Genomic DNA, 17,945 nt, shown 5'->3' on the forward strand with positions numbered 1-17,945 from the left:
CTGACAGTCAATCGATTTTGATAACAGCTTTCAGCGGCAGGTGATCGGATGCGATACGTGCGAGTTTGCTTGTATGAGCCTCCACTTTTTGCAACCGACGGCGCGGATGCACCCATAGGCGGTCCAGGGCCATGAAGGGCCAACGCGAGGGGAACGTCGGACAATGCGGCGTGGATTTAAAGTGTGCATGCAGCCAGCGCAGGGGGCGTCCCCACAGAAACCATTCATTCAGGTCGCCCAGCAATATATATATATCTGTGAGACCGATGTCAAACAACTTGAGAAGCTCGCGTACCTGATGACGGCGCTCGCCAGGCATCAGTCCCAGATGTGTCGCCACCACCTGCACACGCCGCCCGTTGCCATCGAGGGTGACATCGATCGCCCCGCGGGGTTCGTGTCCCGGCAGGCTCAGATCCACCGGCTTTGAGGCCAGGATAGGAAGCCGCGTCAATATCGCATTGCCATAATGCCTGCTTCCACGCAGGAGATTTGGGCCGGCAATAGGCGTGAGCCCGGTTTTGGCTGCGAGGTAATCCAGCAGATCGTATCCCTCGACATCATGGTGCTCCACCTCTTGCAGGGCCACCACGTCCACATCCAGTTCCTGCAGCACGTCAACGATGCGTCCCGGCTCAAAGCGGCCGTCGGTGCCGACACAGGCATGAATGTTGTAGGTAGCGACAGTGAGTCCCATTTCGCGGCTCAATCAGTTTCCGCGCGGAGGCGTGAACTTGCGGCGCTCGTCCCAGCGCCAGAGGGCCCAGCCGCTCACGATAAGAAGGCTGACCACCGCTGCCAGTACGGCAAACGCCAGAACGGTGGGTTTCTCAATGGCGGCGGCCAGGCGATCCGTAAAGATGGACATACCGGTAATGCCGGGCAGAAGCCCGATGGCGCTGCCAATCATGAAATCGCGAAAGCGGATGCGCGATGCGCCGGCAACCATATTTATAACCGTGAATGGCGCAAGCGGAATGATCCGGACGAGGATGATGGTCATCAGCCCGCGGCGCGCCAGACGCCTGTTCAGCTCGCCCAGTTTTCTGCCGGCGAATCGACGCACTGTGTTACGGCCAAGCAGATGCCCCAGGGCGAAGGTCAGCATCGCGCTTAATAATGCGCCGAGGAGAGAATAAAGGAATCCCTGCCACGGACCGAATACAAGGCCGCATACAATAATGAGCACGGTGAGCGGAAATGCAACCAGACCGGCAATGATGAAAGTGCCCAGCGCCAGAAATGGCGCGCCGGGGGCTTGTTTGAGCTCAACGCCCAAGGCGGTCAGCGTATCCACATCGACCCATTCCTTGAGCGGCGACCAGCGCCACGCCATTGCCAGCGCCAGTATCGCGGCCAATAGGGAAATTATGAGCGTGACGTGGCTGCGCGCCGGCTCGCGGTGTTCCTCAGGAACAAACCCGTTGATCAGTTCGTTGGTATCAATCGGCTGGTCGGGGTCGATCAGCTGGGTATCGGGCACGAGTGTGTCCATCTCGGGCGTAACGCGCAGTTCCACCGGCCGGAGGGTGCGGCCGACGCCGATAAGGGATTCGATGGTCTTGATTAGCGCGCCTGCACCTTCGTACGCGGCGGCAACTTCCGCGATTTCCTTGCCAAGGTGTTCCCCCAGGAGGCGGTTGCGGAAAGCACGGATCACGTTCTGAACGCGCGCTTCGCCCTGCGCCTCGAGTACGAGATCGCATTCTGTATCAAGGCCCATGGAACGATTGTTGAGGTTGGCCGAGCCGATCCGCAGCAATTCGTCATCGATGATGATGATCTTGGAGTGAACGTTGACACACTCATCGTCGAGACCCGGCACCTCTGGCCAGTAGAGGCGCAAGCGGTTGTAACGGTCGGCATCGAGCAACGTCTTGAACATACGCTCTCGCACTACGTCCATTGTGCTTTGAGATAACCATCCGGCTGTATGCACGGGAAGCACGATGACGATTTCGGGGCCGTTTGCTTCTTCCAACCGGTGCAGCAAGGCAAATACGACTTTGTGAGCCGTAAAATACTGCGCCTCGATATAGATGGACTTCCGCGCAGCAGCTATGGCATCCAACAGGAGTGGTTCTATTTCGCGGACCTCGGCCTGGTTCTCATACTTTGGTATTGTGCGGGCTATCGCAACCTGAGCATCCTCCAGATCCGGGGAGAGATATTCCGGCCAATAGCTGGGACCGGGGGAAACATCAGGTACCTCCAAGACTTCCTGGGTGGCGAGCCGCCAGCGCTCACGCGCCATATCGCCGAGCTTTGCAGCGATCGGGCCACGCACGATCATCTGGATATCGTGATATGGTTGTGGCACAGGTCCTGAGCCAAGATCACAGCGGCGGCGGTCATCAGGCCGATGCTCGGGCGTATCCCAACGGCCCGACGTCAAGTCCAGGCCGCCGACGAAAGCAACCGCATCGTCCACCACTACAATCTTCTGATGATGGGATGCACCGGGGGGGTACCGGTCATCCAGGTGGAAATGCAGTCGCGCGTGACCTGTCCATTCTTCCTTGAGGAGCGGCAGCCATTCGCGATCTGCTGCCATGAGCATGGGGAAATCCCAATCCAGCACATGAATATGCAGTTGTGGGTTGCGCTCGAGCACACTGTGGAGGAATTCGCTCAGCTTTACGGGAAAGCCATCGGGCTCGTGCTCCCGCACCAGCTCGACGCGGCTATCGATATCCCACGCCATAATCAGAACGGAACGCTGCGCCTGCTTGACCACCTCCCGAAAAGCACGGAAATACGCGGCGCCATCCACCAGAAACGCGATGCGGTCGGCGTGCTCGATGCGCCAGCAGTTTCTGCCTGGTTTGAGGATCGAGAATGCGCCGGCGCCGTTTCCCCCGCGATCCCCGCCGTTTTCTTTGTCAATGTCGATTTTCTGGGAAAACTGTTCCATCTTATATTCGCACCGTAGCGTACATACCCTTTTGGGTAGAAAAACGGCCCTATGTTCCCGCTTCATCGTTTATTTGGATCGCCCCAAGCGCCTGGGTCCCTCAAGACCCCTACACGGCCTGTATCGCTGTCAAAGATTGCCACAGATATAGACAGAGACAAACAGAGAGAGGCACAGTCTGCCCTTTCTTAAGTATGCGGGCTACACGACATGTGTTTCTGTACGAAGTCATACATAGCAGGCATGGAACGACTCCCTGAACTCAACCACGGATTGGCAAACCGCTGTAGCAGCACGACGGCCGGAAGGCGAGCTATGCGCTCTGTTCCCTAGCGCACAGCGGGTGCCCAAGCGAATGTGGGAAGGTTGCGAAACTGGCACAGGACAAACTTTTCCCAGCGGGACAGTTAACGGTTCCGCTCCGGTTTGGTAAACCGGCGTGAAGTATTAGCTATCCAGCAACCTAACGGAGTCCACCATGAAACAAAACGTCGCCGATTTTCTCGTCAACCGGCTGTTGGAATGGGGCGTCAAACGTGTGTTTGGGCTTCCTGGCGATGGCATCAATGGGATCATGGGCGCGATTAGCCGAGTCCAGGACAAGCTTGAATTCATCCAGGTAAGACACGAGGAGATGGCCGCGTTCATGGCCTGCGGGCATGCGAAATTTACTGGCGAGGTTGGCATTTGCCTAGCCACGTCGGGGCCGGGTGCGATTCATCTATTGAACGGGCTGTACGACGCCAAGCTCGATCACCAGCCGGTGGTCGCCATTGTCGGTCAGCAAAAACGCACGGCGCTGGGGGGCAGTTATCAGCAGGAAGTCGATCTCGTCTCCCTGTTCAAGGATGTCGCGCATGAATACGTCCATATTGTAACTACGCCGGCGCAAACGCGCCACGTACTGGATCAGGCAATGCGTATTGCGCAGGCGGAGCGGACCGTGTGCTGCGTGATCGTTCCCAACGATCTTCAGGATATGGATTTCGAGCATCCTCCGCACGAGCATGGGACTGTCCATTCCGGAGCGGGTTATAGCGCCCCTCGCATCGTTCCGCGGCCCGCGGATTTGCAACGCGCCGCGGATGTGCTCAACGCGGGCTCGAAGGTCGCCATCCTGGTCGGCGCCGGCGCGTTGGACGCGACCAATGAAATCATTGAGGCCGCCGATCTGCTGGGTGCCGGCATCGCGAAAGCGCTGCTGGGCAAGGCCGCTGTGCCCGATGATCTGCCATATGTAACGGGCGCAATCGGTCAGCTGGGAACGAAGCCGAGCTATCAGATGATGATGGGGTGCGACACGCTCCTGATGATCGGGTCGAGCTTTCCCTACTCCGAATTTTTACCGGAAGAAGGGCAGGCACGGGGAGTGCAAATCGACATCAGCGGCCGCATGGTAAGTATCCGCTACCCGATGGAGGTGAATCTGGTGGGGGGCAGCGCGGAAACATTGAAGCTTCTGATTCCGTTGCTGAAGAGAAAAGAGGATCGCAAGTGGCGCGAGACACTAGAACGGAGTATTACAGAATGGTGGAAAACGGTTGATGCACGGGCACTGGAGCCAGCGAACCCAATCAATCCGCAGAGAGTATTCCGTGAGTTGTCGCGCCACCTGCCGGATAACTGCATCCTGACGGGCGATTCCGGCTCTTCCACTTATTGGTATGCCCGGGATGTAAAGCTTCGCCGGGGGATGATGGCTTCGCTTTCAGGCGGCCTTGCAACCATGGGGTCCGCGGTTCCCTATGCGATTGCCGCCAAGTTCGCTCATCCGGGCAGGGTGGTCGTCGCCATGGCTGGCGATGGCGCAATGCAAATGAATGGGCTGAATGAACTCATTACGATCGGCAAATACTGGCGGCGCTGGAGCGATCCCCGTCTGATCGTACTGGTATTGAATAACCGGGACCTGAATCTGGTGACGTGGGAACAGCGCGCGACCGAAGGCGATCCGAAATTTGATGAGGCACAGAATCTTCCCGATTTCCCCTACGCAAGCTATGCGAAACTGATCGGCCTGCACGGAATTCGTGTCGATCAGCCCGATGATCTTACGATCGCCTGGGACTTTGCCTTTCGCGCTGATCGTCCGGTAGTGGTGGATGCCTATACGGACCCAAACGTACCGCCCCTTCCGCCTCATATCACGCTTGAACAGGCGCGAGCGTACGCGTCGGCCATCATGCGCGGCGATTCGGGCTCCGCCGATATTATCCGGGCCACGGTAAAGCAGATTTTTGCCTGATGGAGCGGAGGGTGGGAGGGTGGACGCTGCATACGCCAGGGTTCGTCCGTATTATTGATCCCTTTGGAACGAAAGCTGTTATCGACGCAAATTGCGCTCGGCTGTTGCCCCGCGAGCCAATGGCATAGGCCGATATCTCAATAACTACTTAAAGCAATTTTATCAAGCGATGGAGACAGCACGGCTGGGCTCAATTAGCCAGTCCCAACCCTGCGGTGAAATCATTATTAAAGATTTGCCGCACCGCCGCATCTCCCATTAGTGATTCACGCGCGGCGAGCCATTGATCGACCCTTTCGGCGCTGTAGCGATTACGCACACGCTCGGGGGTGAGAAAGTCGTTGTATTTTCCCCAGTGCAGGGTAAAGGGAATGCCGACGGCATCAAGTTCCTTCCAGACCGTGTTATAGAATGCACGTGTTTCTGGTGTGTTCACCGCATCCATTTCGAGTACCGCGGTGGTATCGAAGCGGGTGAAGCCGAGCGTTGCTTTGGTGCCCTTGACAAAACGATGGGACAGGATGAGCGGCAGAACAACGTCAGACTCATTGTAAATCTTGAACGCGACCTCCATTGCCTCAACCGCTCTTGCCACTGGCATTCCCACGCCGCAGGCCAAGGTCTTGCCGAGCGTCTTTTCGCCGCGAAAGAGGTCGCGGATGATTGCTTTCTTGAAATAGGGCGCAAATTCCTGGTTTACCTGGCTGTTCAGCAATGGCACCGCAAGCTTGTTGAGCGGGCTCGGGATACGTCCCACGAGCGCGCCCATCACGTCCAAGCCCGAAGCGCCAAGGCCCGGCTCCCCGGTATTCCAAGGTGGCGGAACGTATGAGGCAGGGTCGTAGGCGGTTTCATACATGACGAGGACGATGGCCTCATCAGGGGGCGTTCCTTCGTTAGGGTTGAAGAAAATCTCAAAATGGTAGGGCTTGTCTCTGGGAATATCGCGCGCCTCTGCTGGCAAGGGAATAAGGGTTGGATCGCACGCCGCGATCGCTGCCTTGAGCGTGGCATCATAGGGATGCCGGAAGCGGATGGCGTTCAGCGCGAAAAGATCGCGCGTCTCGATCATGATGCCGTGAATGATTCCGAAAGAGCCGAGACTCACCAACGCGGCATTGAATAATGTGTCGTCCTGGATGAATTCCGCGCCGATGCTGGCGGCAAAATCCGGACGCATGACGGGAGAGGTCTTGCGTTCCAGATACACGGAGCGGTTGGGACCGGTGAGGAGATGCAGCCCCACGACCATCTCCTGCATCGCGCCGAAGTTGAAGGCGCCGCCGTGGGTACCGGTCGAAAGCGCCCCCGCGAGTGTTTGCCCGTTGTTGGATCCGCAACCCTTGATCGACAAGCCGGCGGCAAAGAGGTAATCATTCAGCGCAGCAACCGAGTTTCCGCACTCGACGAAACGTAGTTTAGAGGCATCGCCAGCATAGGCGGGGTTCGTAAGATTTGCGGGAACCTCGAACGCCAGCCGCAGTGCGATATTATCGAGGAGACGACCGGGTGTAACTGCGACCGTGCTTAGGGACCACAGCGCGCCGTGCGCTCTGAGCGACTTGCCGTCGTCAACGCATGCCCGGATAATGCCTTGCAATTCCGCAGTGGCATCGTTATAGGTGTCAAAAGGCGCCTTGCCGCCCCGGTCGACGCGAAAAACATATTCCCCGTCTATTACCTGTTCGTAGGCCTCGTGCCTTCCCGTTTCCAAATTTCTCTGCACGAAGAAGCTTCGTCCGCTCCCGGCACCCCTTCCGTTTGCGTTTCCGTTTCCGTCTGGCATAAGGGGCCCCTTATTTGCTTAACGTCATGTTAATGTCATGTAATTCCACGTGATCTTTTTCGCGCTCCCGGCAGGATGCCCGGACGGGTAGGAGGCGCTTTGCAGCGGAAACGCACCTGTGTCGGCATCCATATCCCGAGTGTGATGACCCCGACGTAATCGTGCAGCCAGGTACGGAAGACAACTACGTCGTTGATGCCCTGACCCTGACACTCGGCGGAAAGGACCTGGGGCTGGAGCAGCAGTCCCCAGAAAAACGCATGCATGGTTTTCGACTGGTACTCGGCGGTCTGACCCTCGGACCGGATCGGGTCGGAATCCGGGATCGTAACGTGATAGCTCGCGCAACCGGGCAGGACAAGAAGGCCAGCGAGGCATATCGCCAGCCAACCCGAGCGAAGAGATTCCTTGATGACCTGGACACGCTTGCTCCGGAATCGCATGCCGCACTCCTTATGGTCTTGTTGTGGGAGGGGGTAAATTTGGTGGCGGAGGCACGTTTGTCGTCACGTGGTTCTTCTGCTTCGGCGGCTGGCCATCGATTGTATAGATGGGGCAGGGCTGCGAGGAGCCCGGCGCAGCCAGCGAGCGTGTTGAAGTGATCTTGACCAATCGCCGTGCTGGTGGAGACGTAGCCTTACCGGCGGTAACGGCCTCCGTCAAGTTGGGAGGATCGCAGACGACGTAACCGTTGAATCTGTGAAGAGGCGTCTCTCGCGGCATATAACTTCCGGGATACTGGAATCCATAGGCATTATTAAGCGTGGACGCATTATTCATGGGTAGCGGCACCGGCAGCACAACAAGTGGCCTGCCTGACCATTGCCCCTCTTGATGAATTCCATAGGGGGAGGCGGCATGGGGCTGAGACGGGGGCGGCACGAACTGACCAGGCGGCAGTTGCCCCATATAAGGGCTGGACCCCATCGTTCCGCGCGCGACATCCGCCGAGAGCGCGGGGCTTACAAAAGAATCCGTTTCCTGCGCAAATGCCTGGCTGGAATAAGCCAGACCAATCATAAATACTGGTGCGAAAACTTTTATCACGATGGCGCAATCAAGCCGGATTGCAATAGGGAAGACAAATACAAATAACGACTATATATTGATCCTATTTATAGCATTCGTGTGGAAATAATCAATCTTGGTTGTGCCTGAACTATTGAAATCACAACTCCGCGGAAATAAGCTCGATGCGAAAAAGAAAGCTGTTCCTCAATACTTGCCTTTAATCGCTCTTTCTTGCGTAATCGAACAGAAATGAACGGGTTGGAACGGTAGTTTCGACACTGGATGAGTTTGAATTTACACGGTATTAACATTCCCGTCCTTCCGTTCGATTTTCCCCGTAAGAATCTCTTGACATTCCTCGGTAACGCTGTATAATTCGATTCCATATTGTGGATTGTTGTGCACATTGCATTATTCAGGCATATCGAGCCATAATAGACCTAACCCGCGACAGCGGGTTTTTTATTGCCTGTTAATTCCCTCCTTGGGTCACTTCTTCTCTAGGACGCCGCTCTTTCCGGCTCGGATAGGAGGAAACAGGAAATAAAATTAACCTGGTAGCTGTCAAAACCCGCCGCGAGCGGGTTTTTTTATTTCTACCATATAAACAAACGAATGTCCGTCCGCAGGACGTCCCGTGAACGCTTACCCCTCAAGCATGCATGGGCGGGCTTTTTGCGCAAGCGGATCTCTACCGAACCATTTCAATAAATGATCAGTCCAGCAATCACAGCAATAATCATCGCGGTGCTAGCCGCCGTTGCTTTTACCGGCGGATTTGCGGTAAGCGACTGGCGTTCGGCAGCGGAGATACGACGGCTCAATTCGGATAACGCCATGCTGTCGGCATCGAACAATAAATGCGCGTCGGATATCCAGTCGGTACGCGCGGCGATGGATGCGCTAACGACGGCCTCCATGACGAGAGAAAAAAACGCCGCCGTGGCGATGCGGCATGCCGGCGCGGCAGCGGCAAAACATGCAAACAGGGCGAAAGATATACGCTCGCGCCCGCCTGTGGCGCCCCAGTACCAGTGCGAGGCCATCATGCGGGAACAAGCAGCCTATATTCAAACCCGCCGTCAGGATGAGCAATGAAAGTGACTGGAAGGGCGCCAATGGCAATTTTGAATTTTCTTGCTTATTCGTGAGGTTTGATTCATGAAATCCGACATTAGACTGGCCTCGACACCAGCGCTTGCGGTTTCGGTTTTGTTGGCCGCATTGCTGGGCGGGTGCGCGGATAAACCAATAATACGAACCGAAATCGTTGAAAGACCAGTGGCCGTGCCTTGTGCCGTGCAAACCCCGTCCGAGTGCAAATCATTGTATGCAACAGACCGACTTTCGGTAAAGGACGATGCCTTGACCATAAACAGGGCGCTGCGCGCCGAGATAGAGGAACGATGGGCGTGCGAAATCAAGCTGCTCGCAGCAGTCAGAGGATGCAACAGGGGAATACAAACCGCGCCAGAGATTGAACACAGCGGACTATGAGCGAACGGGAAAACGAAGCGCCTGCAAAAAAACCGCTTAAAAATTTCGTAAACACAGCCAGCAGGCCAGCAGGCAGAAAAGGCGCCCCGACAATAAAAACGCCGGAGATACTGGAGGCAATCCTGGCCGGCATCTCCCTCGGAAAATCGGCTCGTATAATGTGCATTGAAGTCGGCATCAGCCAAAGGGTTTTGTGGAACTGGCTGGCGAATGACCAGGACCTCATGCGTAATTATCTGCGTGCCAAGGAATTATGCGTGGATGCCTATGCCGAGGAGATCATTGAGATTTCCGACAACGGCTCACGCGATACCTACCTCGACGAAAAAGGGAGGGAGGTCGTCAACCGCGAGGTAATCGCGCGCGCCCAATTGCGGATCGATGCACGGAAGTGGTACGCGGCGCGCCTGGCGCCAAAAAAATATGGCGATAAATTGCCGGTAACGCTTGACGCCGCCGATGCAAAGAAGACCGTGGTGCACAGCGTGGAGGTGACCTTCGTGGCGCCGGCCAACGCCAGCAATAGTACTACTCCATAATCCCGCAAATCATGACTACCCTCGCTTATCCGATGTTGCGTTTTGTCCGTGCATGGCCGTGAATAGAGCGGAGTTTCCGGAAAAGCTCAGGTTTTTGTTCCAACCTGCACGTTACAAGGTTTTATATGGGGGAAGAGGGGGGGCAAAAAGTTGGGGGGTTGCACGGGCATTATTGATACAGGCTGCGGCAACGCCGCTGCGTATCCTATGCGCACGGGAGTATCAGAGTTCGATTATCGAATCCGTACATCATTTGTTGCAGGCCCAGATCAAGGCACTCAATCTGACCTCCTTTTATGAGGTGCAGAACAGCATGATACGCGGAGCCAATGGCTCCGAATTCGTGTTCGCCGGGCTGCGCAACAACGTGACAAAAATAAAATCGTTCGAGGGTGTGGACCGGGTGTGGGTGGAAGAGGCCCAGAGCGTGAGCAAGCCGAGTTGGGAAACACTCATTCCCACCGTCCGGAAGGAACACTCTGAAATCTGGGTCACGTATAACCCGGAACTGGCCACGGACGAAACACATCAGCGGTTCGTCATTTATCCTCCAGCTGGCGCCATAGTGGTCAAGATCAATTGGAGCGACAACCCATGGTTCCCCGAAACCTTGCGACGGGAAAAGGATGAACTCAAGGCGCGCGATCCGGATGCCTACCTAAACATATGGGAAGGCAACTGCCGGGTAACGCTCGACGGCGCCATCTACGCACGGGAGCTGAGACTGGCTCAGGAGGAAGGACGCATCAGGAACGTGCCGCATGATGCAGCGAGGCCCGTTCATACCTTCTTTGACTTGGGCTGGGCTGACAACACAACCATATGGTTCGCCCAGACAGTCGGAAATGAACTCAGGCTGATCGATTATTACAGCAATAATCAAATGCCGATACAACATTACATCAACGTGCTGCAAAACAAGGGATATATGTACGGTACAGACTGGCTGCCACACGATGCGAAAGCCAAAACGCTCGCGACGGGACGAAGTGTCGAGGAAATCATGCTTGCCGCGGGCCGCAAGGTGAGGATAGCGCCGAACCTTTCCGTGGCGGATGGAATAAACGCGGCAAGAACGATATTTAATCGTTGTTATTTCGACGAGCAGCGATGCGCTGAAGGATTGCAGAGCTTGAGGCATTACCGCTATGAGGTTGACGGCGACACGAAACAGTTTAGCGGGCGCCCGTTGCACGACTATCACAGCCATGCGGCCGATGCTTTCCGCTACTTTGCGCTATCGATCGAAGAGGACCGGCCCGCGCTCAATATCCGTGGCCTGCGCATGACAGGATGGCGCGGCTGATGGGAGCGCAGATTACCAGGGACATATCGGTCGAAGCATATGGCGCGATTTGCCGCGACATTCGCGAGCAACCCAAGTGGCGTGCGGACGCGGATATGGATTGCGATTATTACGATGGTGCGCAAATCAGTGCGGAAGTCATGCAGCGGCTGAAGAATGCCAGCATCCCGCAGCAGGATTCAAACCTGATCAAGCCAACGGTTAACGCAGTGCTGGGCCTTGAAGCCCGTAGCCGCACCGACTACCGCATCACCTCCGATGACGAGAGCCAAGCTGAAATAGCGCAAGCGCTCTCTGCCAAAATCAAGGAGGTTGAGACTGAATCGCGCGCGGACCGGGCCATGTCCGATGCCTATTCGAGCATGATTCGCGCCGGTATCGGCTGGGTTGAGGTGTCACGCGAGTTTGACCCGCTTAAATACCCGTTCCGGGTACGCGAGGTGCACCGCAACGATATCTACTGGGACTGGACGTCACGGGAACCGGACTTGTCCGATGCACGCTACCTCCGCCGGGATAAGTGGGTGGACCGGGTTCAGGCGGCGATGATGTTTCCCGATCAGTCCGCGCTGTTGGAAAACTCATGGAACGGATGGGCAAACACCGACGTTTACGACGGCAGCGATACCCACATGGCGCGCGCATACGAAGTCGAGCAAGCCTGGGGGCGGAACCAGGACGACTACCTGAACCGCAATGCGGGCATGGTGCAGCTTTCAGAGTTATGGTACCGGCACTATGAGGATGCACATGTGCTGGCGCTGCCGGATGGACGCGCGCTGGAATATCGCGAGGACAATCCCTACCACGCGGCGGCGCTGACACAAGGTCTGGTGCAGGTGCAAAAAGCGTTATTGCAAAGAGTGAGGGTGTCGATCTGGCTGGGACCGCATAAGCTGATGGATGCTCCTTCGCCCTTTCCTCACGGGAATTTTCCCTATGTTCCCTTCTGGTGCTTCCGCAAGGATAGAAGCCGCGCCCCTTATGGTCTGATCCGCGACATGCGTGGGCCCCAGGATCAAATCATCGATCTGGACATTCTCCTCTACGAGATTCTCAACTCGGTCAAGGTGGAGATCGATAACGACGCCCTGGATTTGAGCCAGAACACCTATCAGGAAGTGGCGCGGAACATCAGCAGCCTGCGTTCAATGACGGTATTGAATGCAAACCGCCGCAACGCGAACGGGTTCAGGGTAACGCGCGAACACGCGCTGGCATCGCAAGTGTTTCAGCTTGTTCAAGAACGCAAGCGGCGCATTGAAGAGGTCGGTGGCGTCTACCGCGCCATGCTCGGGGCTTCGACCGAGGCGAGCAGCGGGATTGCCATCAGCAATCTGGTTGAGCAGGGATCGACAGTGTTGGCGGAGCCCAACGATAATTTCCGCTACGCGCGGCGGTTGGTCGGGCAACAGCTCCTGGCTATCCTTATTGCCGACCTGGCGGGCAAGACCTCCGCGATCGCCATAAACCAGGGGGCAAGCCGAAAGCTGGTGTACTTCAACCGGCAGGTGATGACGGATGCCGGGCCGGCACTGGACAACGATGTCACCACCGCACAGGTGAAGGTGGTGCTGGAGGATATTCCGGCCACGCCCAGCTTCAGGGCGCAGCAACTGCAGGCGTTCAGCCAGGTGGTCCAGTCGGCCCCGCCGGCTTATCAGAAGGTTCTGTATCCCGCAATGCTCGAATTATCCGATGTGCCCAACCGGCATGAGTTGGCGGATCAGTTGCGACAGGTGGCGGGTGTAACGGAACCAAATCCGCAAGGCAGTGATGCGGAAGCAAAGGCAATCACAAACTAACGGGATGGCTACACGATGATTCGATTACTGTATGACACGACTATTGGCGGCGTGAGGTTTGGGCAGGGCGCACTTGTCGAACTTGATTCGGCGCTGGAGGATGGGCTAATCGCAGAAGGCGATGCCACCAGGGCAATAAATTTTGCGTCAAGTGGCTTGCTTCCGCAGTGTATCGCTCAGTCTTTCGCGCCGGTAACACGCTCATCTAACAACTCTACGGATGGGGTATACGCCGTCCTGACTTCCGTCCCGCTTCGAGGCGGGACTATGGGACCGAACAGCAAACTGGTAATTGTCACTGACTGGGATGTGCTGACTACGGGGAATACCAAGACGGTGGCTGTCGATTTTGGCGGTTCAAACGTGTTTGGGGCGGCGCTATCGGGCACAATGATCACTTTTAAGGGGTTAGCTGAGATCCAGAACCTTAATAGCCTATCCTCACAAAAAACCCTTAACGGAAGCTCATATCAAACGCAAGCGGTACCACGGCTTGCCACGTCAATTGATACATCAATCGATGTCGCGATAGATTTCAAATGCAAGTGGTCAGCGAATAGCGCAGGCACGGAAACCATAACCTTGCTTGGTTATTCCATTTGGCACTACCCAGCGCTATGACGGATTATATAATGACCAATGGGCGCAGCTCCGCTTACCCGTTAGCACATTATGGCGGTCACATTATCGGGAGTCGTGCAACCTTCTGCGAAACCTCCGATTTTGCAGGACTGAGTTCCAACATATTGGCAATACCGAATTTGCCCATAACTGTTTTATCAGCTTCGCCGGTTTCGGTCGCTGAAGAGTTTTTCGGAACGCATGTTTATTACCGCGCCAATGATTCATCGCTTGGCACATCGTATAAAACCCTGCGTATCCATGATATGCAAGGTGGAAAAGCGCGGTGGCAATTCATTCAACCAACACCAACAACCTGGGATTGGGCTGATCTTGACGCGTTGGTGAACACGCATCATGCAGCCGGACGGGATATGATATTCCAGTTATTCGGTACGCCTCAATGGGCCTCTGCTAGACCAACAGAGCGGAATGCGTACTCTGATCAGCCGGGTAGCGCGATCGAGTTCAACCGCGGAATCGGCGCGGAACCTTCAGATATGACAAAGTGGGACGATTTTTGCAGGGCGGTGGCTGTCCGCTACACAGGTAAGATTCGTTATTACGAGGTCTGGAACGAGGTCAATCACCAAAGTGATGGAGCCGGCACGGTCGGGACTGCGTGTTATTTCTCCGGTACTTATGCGAAGCTGGCGGAAATGGTGCGGCGTGCGAATCAAGCGATCAAAGCCGTCGACCCTGCCGCTAAAATTATCTGCCCCAATACTCAAGGATGGACGACTTCATCAGGCGCGACCGATACCTATTTCGCCGGGATGATGTCGGCCTCGACCGGCGATGGGTCAACCACCATGAAAGATTGGGTAGACATCATCGGGGTCCATCTGTACCTACCCACATCCAACCGGGTACAGGACTTAGCCGGAATGATCGATCGCATTAATGCATCCAAGACCGCCGCTGGCGTATCCGTCTTGCCGACGTGGGACACGGAAAGTTCAATGGAGTCTCCCTCGGCAGGCTCCAAAATCGACGCACAAGTCTGCGCCCATATGGCACGTTTTATGATAACAGCGGCAGCAAAGGGTATAGCACGCAGCAACTGGTACCAGTGGGACCGTGCGGACGGCTATGGCTTTAAAGATAGACCGGTTGTTGCCGCCTACCGCGAAGCAATACGCACGCTGTTAATGAGCGGAACTATTCTCACGGCTTCGCGATTCACAGATGGACGGGTCGGATATTACACACGTTCTGGACTTAAAATTATTTAATCTATACGGAGAGACTTGATATGCGAAGCCGCTTTCGAGCGGCTTTTTTTATTCCAGATCCGGTTTACGGATTTTCGTACAACTGAGACGCGCTCACGGCGAGACCGCAGTTTTATCAACCCCCTGCTCCGGCAGGGCCCGCTCACTGGGTTAAGCAGTAGGAGGAATGATGGAAGTTGAACAGCTTACGGATGAACAAATCGCAAACCTTACGCGGGAACAGATCGAACTGCTCGAGAATGATCCAGACCAGCTCATTGAGATTCTCGGCTCAAAACCTGCATCAGGAGAAACCGGCAACGAAAAACCTGAGCGGGGAGAGGAAGGAAGCGAACTTGAGGTTTCCAGCGACAAGGAAGGGGAACATGAACCGGTTGTCCTCAACAAGAGCGGGAAGGGAGTAATTCCTTATGAGAAGCACAAGCAACTGAGGGTGGAAAATTCAACGCTCCGCGAACAGCTACAGGCTGCGCAAGGCAAGCTCGAAACGCTTCTGGGCCAAAAGGACAAAGCGAAAGGAGAAGAAATTGCGGCAGCGGATGATGCGATTGCAAAGCACCTCGAAATGTTGAAACAGGATATGCCTGAACTCCACCAGGTAATCAACACCGTTCTCGAAGGAAACCGCAAGCAAAGCGAAAAGCTCGAAAAAACGCTTGAAGAACTCAAACGCGAAAAGGAGGAATCCGAACGTGCGAGTGAATTAAGCGTCGCCGAGCAGGTCGCCGAAGCCAAGGACAACAACCCCGATCTGGTGCACTGGGAGATCAACGACCCCGAAGCCTGGGATGAAGCCTTGAAGCAGGACGAAATTCTGCGAACCAATAGCAGGTGGATAAACAAGCCTTACGCTGAACGGTTCGATGAGGTCGTCCGTCGCGTCAGAGCCATCATGCCCGAAGCGTCACCCCCAAAGAAAGCAGTCGATCCGGAAAAGATCAAGGCCGATGCGAAAGCAAAGCTTGACGCTGCTCCGGTGAGGAAACCCACAACCCTATCGGATATCCAGGGTGGAGCTAATCCAGCCTCTGAACGGGAGCGGCTCGAGAATTTAAGTCCATTTGAATTGACTCAAAGACTCATGAAAATGCCCCCGCACCAGTCGGCAGCCCTGAGAGCCGAACTTGAATAAGGATTTTTTGCAATGGCTGAAACAAACGTAGCAAGCGGCAATTCGCTGGCAGTGAAGCATTACAGTGCCGCCCTCTTCGCCAACACGCTGAAGGGCGCCTCCGCAATGGAAAATCTGGTGGGGCCGGTCGAGCCCAACGCGGCAATGCAAAATATCGCGGGCCAGACACAACCCGGCATGCCGCTGGTCAGGATCGACAATTTGATGAAAGGCGCGGGCGACGCTGTCTCCCTCGATCTGGTGGATACCATCGGCGGCGAACCACTGATGGGCGATGTCAACCGTGAAGGCCGCGGTAGCGCGCTCTCGTTTTCCTCGATGGAAATCAAGATCGATCTGTCGAGTAAGGTCATCGACGCAGGCGGGAGCATGTCGCAGCAACGCACTAAACATCAATTGCGCGAGATTGCCCTGGCCCAGCTATCCGGCTATTTTCCCAGGCTAAGCGCCCAAACCGCGCTGGTACACCTTGCCGGCGCCCGGGGTTCGCAGACTGGAAGCGACTGGGTGATTCCGCTGCAATCGGCCACAAATTTCTCCTCGGTGATGGTGAATCCTGTCAAGGCGCCAACCTATAACCGGCATTACGTGGTCAATGGAGCCAACCTGACGCAAGGGGGGCAGCAGCTCGGCTCGATCGTTTCCACCGATGCGCTTAAGCTGGCGCATCTCGATCTCCTTCGCAAAAAGATCGACGACATGGATCAACCCCTGCAAGCGGTGAAACTGGCTGGGGACCGGGCGGCCCAGACCTCGAAAATGTGGGTCTTCCTGGCTACGCCCAACCAGTATTCCATCCTGCTGTCGGAAGGTTCGCTACGTGCATTTCAGCAAAATGCGGTTAACCGCGCCGCTTATCTCGACATCCGGCATCCGCTATTCGCTGGTGAGGTCGGGATGTGGAATGGCATCCTTGTAATCAAGAATGAGCGCGCTATCCGCTTTCAACCCGGCGAATCCACCAAGATTGTTATTACGTCTAACGCGGCGACCGCGACCGAAAGCGACCAGATGGTGAACCTCGCGCTAGCCTCCGGCTTTGCGGTAGAACGCGGGCTGCTGCTTGGGGCACAGGCGCTGGGCATCGCTTACGGCAAGACCAAAGTCAGCGGCATGCAATATGGCTGGAAGGAGCACTGGTACAACTTTGAAAGCAATCTGGAAGTCATGGGTGAAGTCGTATGTGGGCACATGAAAACCCGCTTCTCGATGGATGACGGCACTGGCTCCCGGGTCCCCACCGATTTTGGCGTCATCGCAGTCGATTCGGCCGTACCGCTGTAATTCATATAATCAATCGTGTCTTAATTGATATTGAACTTTAAATATCTAGAATAAGCCTCTAATTGAAGGAGTTTAAATGGCTACGCATAGCGCACCCGATTTGAATACAAAGGCCCTGCCCATGGGCGGGTATGGCAATGCCGCAATTGTTTTTGGGTCGGTTACACCTACTTCCGGGGCTTTGGCGAGCGTTTATCGTCCAGTCAGAATCCCGGCTGGCATGACCGTGACGGGGCTTAAAATCAACAATGACGACCTGGATACGGGCGGTACGGCGTTCGCGGTGAAAATTGGCTATTCACCTGTCAGTCCAGCTGACGGTCCGGTTGGGGATGATGATTATTTCTCGGCCGGAACGACGATTCTTTCCGCAGCCAATCTTACCGACCTGCGATTCGACCCAATCAAGTTCGAGAAAGATGTTTACGTGGACTTTACCGTTACCTTGGCAGCCGCCACATTCACCAGCGGCGACATCATCGCCATCGTGACGGGTGACGCCACCGGCGTCAAATAGCAGTCAGTATTGCACGTAAATGAGCGACCTTCGCCGAAAGGCGGGTCGCTCTT

General features: G+C 55.6%; 16 protein-coding genes. 11 read left to right on the forward strand and 5 right to left on the reverse strand.

Annotated elements, in window-relative coordinates; all coding sequences use genetic code 11:
* Nucleotides 1-7 precede the first annotated feature (7 nt).
* Nucleotides 8-709, reverse strand: a complete 702-nt coding sequence (locus tag BM022_RS05030) for an endonuclease/exonuclease/phosphatase family protein (RefSeq protein WP_256208942.1) — start codon at nucleotides 707-709, stop codon at nucleotides 8-10.
* Complete coding sequence (locus tag BM022_RS05035) at nucleotides 710-2,914, reverse strand: VTT domain-containing protein (RefSeq protein ID WP_091137387.1); 2,205 nt, start codon at nucleotides 2,912-2,914, stop codon at nucleotides 710-712.
* A gap of 478 nt (nucleotides 2,915-3,392) precedes the next feature.
* On the opposite strand from BM022_RS05035, the gene BM022_RS05040 reads away from it, so the two are divergent.
* Nucleotides 3,393-5,159 (forward strand): thiamine pyrophosphate-requiring protein, encoded by a 1,767-nt coding sequence (locus BM022_RS05040; RefSeq protein ID WP_091137388.1) that lies wholly within the window; start codon nucleotides 3,393-3,395, stop codon nucleotides 5,157-5,159.
* 190 nt (nucleotides 5,160-5,349) lie between these two features.
* Here the strand turns inward: BM022_RS05040 and BM022_RS05045 are convergent, their stop codons facing one another.
* From BM022_RS05045 to BM022_RS15105, 3 genes are read right to left on the reverse strand one after another with little or no spacing between them, the layout of a single operon-like run.
* A complete protein-coding gene (locus tag BM022_RS05045; protein WP_091137390.1) occupies nucleotides 5,350-6,945 on the reverse strand; it encodes an FAD-binding protein in 1,596 nt (531 codons plus the stop codon).
* A gap of 35 nt (nucleotides 6,946-6,980) precedes the next feature.
* Nucleotides 6,981-7,388, reverse strand: a complete 408-nt coding sequence (locus tag BM022_RS05050; RefSeq protein WP_091137391.1) for a Bor/Iss family lipoprotein — start codon at nucleotides 7,386-7,388, stop codon at nucleotides 6,981-6,983.
* A 10-nt stretch (nucleotides 7,389-7,398) separates the two neighbouring features.
* Nucleotides 7,399-7,965, reverse strand: a complete 567-nt coding sequence (locus tag BM022_RS15105; RefSeq protein WP_143079526.1) for a hypothetical protein — start codon at nucleotides 7,963-7,965, stop codon at nucleotides 7,399-7,401.
* 702 nt (nucleotides 7,966-8,667) lie between these two features.
* Between BM022_RS15105 and BM022_RS15110 the strand changes: the two genes are divergently transcribed.
* The 10 genes from BM022_RS15110 (at nucleotide 8,668) to BM022_RS05105 (ending at nucleotide 17,892) form a co-directional block, all read left to right on the forward strand.
* Nucleotides 8,668-9,054, forward strand: coding sequence for a hypothetical protein (locus BM022_RS15110; RefSeq protein WP_143079527.1), 387 nt, complete (start codon nucleotides 8,668-8,670; stop codon nucleotides 9,052-9,054).
* Nucleotides 9,055-9,117: 63 nt separating this feature from the next.
* A complete protein-coding gene (locus BM022_RS05065; protein WP_091137396.1) occupies nucleotides 9,118-9,453 on the forward strand; it encodes a hypothetical protein in 336 nt (111 codons plus the stop codon).
* Complete coding sequence (locus BM022_RS05070) at nucleotides 9,450-9,992, forward strand: terminase small subunit-like protein (RefSeq protein WP_091137398.1); 543 nt, start codon at nucleotides 9,450-9,452, stop codon at nucleotides 9,990-9,992. Before BM022_RS05065 ends, BM022_RS05070 begins: the two co-directional genes overlap by 4 nt.
* Nucleotides 9,993-10,044: 52 nt before the next feature.
* The gene (locus BM022_RS05075; RefSeq protein ID WP_091137399.1) at nucleotides 10,045-11,298 is read left to right on the forward strand and encodes a PBSX family phage terminase large subunit; all 1,254 of its coding nucleotides are present in this window, start codon (nucleotides 10,045-10,047) and stop codon (nucleotides 11,296-11,298) included.
* The gene (locus BM022_RS05080; RefSeq protein ID WP_256208943.1) at nucleotides 11,298-13,103 is read left to right on the forward strand and encodes a portal protein; all 1,806 of its coding nucleotides are present in this window, start codon (nucleotides 11,298-11,300) and stop codon (nucleotides 13,101-13,103) included. The genes BM022_RS05075 and BM022_RS05080 overlap by 1 nt, the downstream gene beginning before the upstream one ends.
* Before the next feature lie 15 nt (nucleotides 13,104-13,118).
* Nucleotides 13,119-13,724, forward strand: coding sequence for a hypothetical protein (locus BM022_RS05085; protein ID WP_091137401.1), 606 nt, complete (start codon nucleotides 13,119-13,121; stop codon nucleotides 13,722-13,724).
* Nucleotides 13,725-13,735: 11 nt separating this feature from the next.
* On the forward strand, nucleotides 13,736-14,959 hold the full coding sequence (locus tag BM022_RS05090) for a cellulase family glycosylhydrolase (protein WP_091137402.1): 1,224 nt from the start codon (nucleotides 13,736-13,738) through the stop codon (nucleotides 14,957-14,959).
* A 166-nt stretch (nucleotides 14,960-15,125) separates the two neighbouring features.
* Nucleotides 15,126-16,091 (forward strand): hypothetical protein, encoded by a 966-nt coding sequence (locus BM022_RS05095; RefSeq protein ID WP_256208944.1) that lies wholly within the window; start codon nucleotides 15,126-15,128, stop codon nucleotides 16,089-16,091.
* Nucleotides 16,092-16,103: 12 nt separating this feature from the next.
* The gene (locus BM022_RS05100; protein ID WP_091137405.1) at nucleotides 16,104-17,375 is read left to right on the forward strand and encodes a phage capsid family protein; all 1,272 of its coding nucleotides are present in this window, start codon (nucleotides 16,104-16,106) and stop codon (nucleotides 17,373-17,375) included.
* Nucleotides 17,376-17,451: 76 nt separating this feature from the next.
* On the forward strand, nucleotides 17,452-17,892 hold the full coding sequence (locus BM022_RS05105) for a hypothetical protein (RefSeq protein WP_091137407.1): 441 nt from the start codon (nucleotides 17,452-17,454) through the stop codon (nucleotides 17,890-17,892).
* The last annotated feature ends 53 nt before the right edge of the window (nucleotides 17,893-17,945 follow it).

Origin of the sequence: Nitrosospira sp. Nsp14 (assembly GCF_900113575.1) — a bacterium.
Lineage (GTDB): Bacteria > Pseudomonadota > Gammaproteobacteria > Burkholderiales > Nitrosomonadaceae > Nitrosospira.

Bases quoted from the DNA above. Each gene is read 5' to 3' on its own strand.
- BM022_RS05035 (WP_091137387.1), bottom strand. From the start codon at position 2,914: ATGGAACAGTTTTCCCAGAAAATCGACATTGACAAAGAAAACGGCGGG.
- BM022_RS05040 (WP_091137388.1), top strand. From the start codon at position 3,393: ATGAAACAAAACGTCGCCGATTTTCTCGTCAACCGGCTGTTGGAATGG.
- BM022_RS05045 (WP_091137390.1), bottom strand. From the start codon at position 6,945: ATGCCAGACGGAAACGGAAACGCAAACGGAAGGGGTGCCGGGAGCGGA.
- BM022_RS05050 (WP_091137391.1), bottom strand. From the start codon at position 7,388: ATGCGATTCCGGAGCAAGCGTGTCCAGGTCATCAAGGAATCTCTTCGC.
- BM022_RS15105 (WP_143079526.1), bottom strand. From the start codon at position 7,965: ATGATTGGTCTGGCTTATTCCAGCCAGGCATTTGCGCAGGAAACGGAT.
- BM022_RS15110 (WP_143079527.1), top strand. From the start codon at position 8,668: ATGATCAGTCCAGCAATCACAGCAATAATCATCGCGGTGCTAGCCGCC.
- BM022_RS05065 (WP_091137396.1), top strand. From the start codon at position 9,118: ATGAAATCCGACATTAGACTGGCCTCGACACCAGCGCTTGCGGTTTCG.
- BM022_RS05070 (WP_091137398.1), top strand. From the start codon at position 9,450: ATGAGCGAACGGGAAAACGAAGCGCCTGCAAAAAAACCGCTTAAAAAT.
- BM022_RS05075 (WP_091137399.1), top strand. From the start codon at position 10,045: ATGGCCGTGAATAGAGCGGAGTTTCCGGAAAAGCTCAGGTTTTTGTTC.
- BM022_RS05080 (WP_256208943.1), top strand. From the start codon at position 11,298: ATGGGAGCGCAGATTACCAGGGACATATCGGTCGAAGCATATGGCGCG.
- BM022_RS05085 (WP_091137401.1), top strand. From the start codon at position 13,119: ATGATTCGATTACTGTATGACACGACTATTGGCGGCGTGAGGTTTGGG.
- BM022_RS05090 (WP_091137402.1), top strand. From the start codon at position 13,736: ATGACCAATGGGCGCAGCTCCGCTTACCCGTTAGCACATTATGGCGGT.
- BM022_RS05095 (WP_256208944.1), top strand. From the start codon at position 15,126: ATGATGGAAGTTGAACAGCTTACGGATGAACAAATCGCAAACCTTACG.
- BM022_RS05100 (WP_091137405.1), top strand. From the start codon at position 16,104: ATGGCTGAAACAAACGTAGCAAGCGGCAATTCGCTGGCAGTGAAGCAT.
- BM022_RS05105 (WP_091137407.1), top strand. From the start codon at position 17,452: ATGGCTACGCATAGCGCACCCGATTTGAATACAAAGGCCCTGCCCATG.